The organism is Streptomyces sp. P17, from assembly GCF_032436805.1.
Lineage (GTDB): Bacteria > Actinomycetota > Actinomycetes > Streptomycetales > Streptomycetaceae > Streptomyces.
Genome location: NZ_JAVRBF010000632.1, coordinates 1 through 284, shown reverse-complemented (window position 1 = coordinate 284; position 284 = coordinate 1). Strand labels below are relative to the sequence as shown.

The 284-nt window shown below is 65.1% G+C and carries 1 protein-coding gene; it reads right to left on the bottom strand.

Features of this window, described 5'->3' with window-relative positions:
- A partial coding sequence (locus RMT89_RS42395; protein ID WP_315889092.1) for a hypothetical protein occupies window positions 1-284 on the bottom strand: 284 nt, incomplete at both ends.

The window sequence follows — 284 nt, the reverse complement described above, 5'->3', positions numbered from 1 at the left end:
CTTCACGCTGCCGAGCTTCTGGGTCAGATCCACGCCCAGCTGCTTGGCCAGATCGGTTGCAGCACCGCGGACCTGGCGCGCGGCCATATCGAACGTGCGATCGATGCCAGGGTCCAGCGCGCCGAACTGTGTCCACTTCTTGTCGCTGCGGAACAGACCGCCCTTGGCCTTGATATCGGCATAGCTCTGGCCGTCGAACCCGCCGAAGCCATAGCTACCGGTGATGCCCTGCCCGGTGACCTTGGGCGCCTGACGGCCGAACAGCTTGGCGTGGATGCTGGAGC